Here is a 2,405-nt window from a genome sequence, read left to right on the forward strand (position 1 = left end):
TAGTTACCTAAGTCATACCCCTCTATTTTCTAGAGGCTCCTACTTAGAACAAGCCGCACGAATTATGTACTTCGTCATCATTGTAATAAATTCTCCAGGAATCCCCGTCGGTTGCAGAGGACTCCACTCAGAAATCTCGGCATAACGCAGTGCATAGAGGGCATGCATCGTGTTGATTATCGCCTTGCGGGAGCCCTTAAGAATGTGCTTAACAGGGTATTTTTTTGGAGAAGATTCCTGAGGATTATTACTAGGAGTAATATCCTCAGGGTTGTTTTCAGGGTTTGGGCGAAATTCGGAATCCATCTTGGTCACCTTTTGCTTGTTGTTTGCATACTATAATCATAATAATTATAAATTAAATTGTCAAGGGTTTTTAGATTTTTTTTGTGTAAAGTAATTTTAAATAAAACCTAAGATTATCTTTATTTAAATTCCATGATTTTGATTTAAATTAACAGGGTATAGGGAATAAATAAGAGGAAATAAATAAGAGGGTATGTAGCAATTTTAATGATAATGAATTACAATATTTTTTTAACTTTTACCTATTCTGATTTTACTGCTCCGAAGTCCGAAGTCCGAAGTCCGAAGTCCGAAGTCCGAAGTCCGAAGTCCGAAGTCCGAAGTCCGAAGTCCGAAGTCCGAAGTCCGAAGTCCGAAGTCCGAAGTCCGAAGTCCGAAGTCCGAAGTCCCTAAAACCCAAAAATTTGTACCTCACCAAATTTAAAACCGCTAGATCACATCAATCCTAAGTTCTAATGTTATTATCCACAGTGCAGGGAATACTACTACTTTTCACAGTAGGATTGAACCTGCACATTTTCTACTTATATATAAAATTACAGCAGCAAATGCATCTGTTGTCTGAGCGACTCCCCCTACAGCAGGAGTTAATGGATCGGGCATTTACTGAAATTCACAACAATTCTCTGCAACAGTTGGCATTCGTGATCAGAGAATTGCAGATTCGTGAGATGTCTCAACAGGAATTAATCGAGTATCTGCGTCAGGTGTATCAGGATATCCAGACTAGTGTTGAAAATCTCAAGGAATAGAATAGACTTCTTGCAGAAGTCGGGAACAGGGAACAGGGAACAGGGAACAGTGGACAAGAATTGACGCAAAGCGATGCAGCGCTGCCGTGGTTTCCCCCAGGAGCGACTGCATCAAGAACACTATCATAAAAATACTTTTGCAAGAGATATAATAAATTTGTCTGAGTTTTTATCTTGATTTAGTTGATAATTTTGATGTTTAAACTATAGATAAGCTGATGTGCCTTTAAATTAGTTATTCTGTAAGCATTCAGCGGTCAGCCGTCAGCTTTTAGCTCAAGCTACGCGAACAGCCGTCAGCTTAAAAAAAACCTCATAACCTCAAGTAGTGATGCAGCGTGCTCATAGCCCATAAACTGATAGCTGAACGCGCACGCGTGCGCGTAGCGCTTAAGCTGATAGCTGATAGCTGATAACTGATAGCTGATAGCTGAATACTTACTCTTTTCCCGATTCCCTACTCCCTACTCCCTACTCCCTACTCCCTACTCCCTATTCCCAATAGCCCCATCGATCAATTCCTCAATACCATTAACAGGAATAATCGGAGTCTTGAGCTGATCAGCAACTTCTGCCACAGTCATATCATCCAGAAACCGGGTATCACCATGCTTAAGCATCAACCCAGGTAACAGAATCATTTCTCCTAAATCTTTTCCTTGTAATCCCTTCAGTAAATCCTGTCCAGTCAGCAAGCCAGTAACCGTTATCTCCTGACCCCAGTAATCACTAGATAACGCAACCATCCTAATCTCCAATCCTGTCACAGCATTGAACCGCTCTACCACAGGTTCAAAGGCTTTTTCCACCGCATTACCCACCACCCAAGTCCCCCGTCGGGGGATTTCTAGAGCCTTAGGCAACCGTTTAGTAGCAGTAGATTGGAATTCTTTCAAGAACAGCCGAATAGAACCGACACCATTCCCAATTTGAGGGTAGTCTCCGTAATCGGATTCTGGAGGTAACTCTTCTCTGGCAATCAAAAACCACTCATCTGCCAACCAAGCAAAGGTAGACCCCAACTGGTGCTTAAATTTCTCCTGAAGCCTTTGAACTTGAGCAATCACTTCCCTCGCTTTGTCCCCAGTAACGCTAATCAGTTCATCCTCCTGGGGTCGAAACCGAGTCAATCCCACCGGTACTACTGCCGTTGAAGCGACTGCGGGCAGATCACCGGTATAGAATTGCGCTAAATCTAACAGAGTACGTTCTAAGTGAATGCCATCATTAATCCCAGGACACACCACTACCTGGGCATGAATTTGCAGCCGTCGCTCCTGAAACCACCTTAACTGCTCTAAAATTTGCCCAGCCCGAGGATTTTTCAGTAACCCTATGCGCACATCC

4 protein-coding genes are annotated in these 2,405 nt (G+C 42.7%); 1 reads left to right on the forward strand and 3 read right to left on the reverse strand.

What is annotated here, in order from left to right; all coding sequences use genetic code 11:
* Nucleotides 1-39 precede the first annotated feature (39 nt).
* On the reverse strand, nt 40-306 hold the full coding sequence (locus F6K52_RS35350) for a hypothetical protein (protein WP_293089725.1): 267 nt from the start codon (nt 304-306) through the stop codon (nt 40-42).
* Nucleotides 307-761: 455 nt separating this feature from the next.
* On the opposite strand from F6K52_RS35350, the gene F6K52_RS35355 reads away from it, so the two are divergent.
* Nucleotides 762-1,058, forward strand: a complete 297-nt coding sequence (locus F6K52_RS35355) for a hypothetical protein (protein ID WP_293089727.1) — start codon at nt 762-764, stop codon at nt 1,056-1,058.
* Here F6K52_RS35355 and F6K52_RS35360 read toward each other — a convergent pair.
* Both F6K52_RS35360 and F6K52_RS35365 read right to left on the reverse strand, forming a co-directional pair.
* A complete protein-coding gene (locus F6K52_RS35360) occupies nt 1,048-1,170 on the reverse strand; it encodes a hypothetical protein (RefSeq protein ID WP_293089729.1) in 123 nt (40 codons plus the stop codon). The genes F6K52_RS35355 and F6K52_RS35360 overlap by 11 nt on opposite strands.
* Before the next feature lie 373 nt (nt 1,171-1,543).
* A partial coding sequence (locus F6K52_RS35365; RefSeq protein WP_293089731.1) for a DUF512 domain-containing protein occupies nt 1,544-2,405 on the reverse strand: 862 nt, incomplete at its 5' end.

It is taken from the genome of Moorena sp. SIO3H5 (assembly GCF_010692395.1).
GTDB lineage: Bacteria > Cyanobacteriota > Cyanobacteriia > Cyanobacteriales > Coleofasciculaceae > Moorena.

Bases quoted from the DNA above. Each gene is read 5' to 3' on its own strand.
- F6K52_RS35350 (WP_293089725.1), bottom strand. From the start codon at position 306: ATGGATTCCGAATTTCGCCCAAACCCTGAAAACAACCCTGAGGATATT.
- F6K52_RS35355 (WP_293089727.1), top strand. From the start codon at position 762: ATGTTATTATCCACAGTGCAGGGAATACTACTACTTTTCACAGTAGGA.
- F6K52_RS35360 (WP_293089729.1), bottom strand. From the start codon at position 1,170: ATGCAGTCGCTCCTGGGGGAAACCACGGCAGCGCTGCATCGCTTTGCG.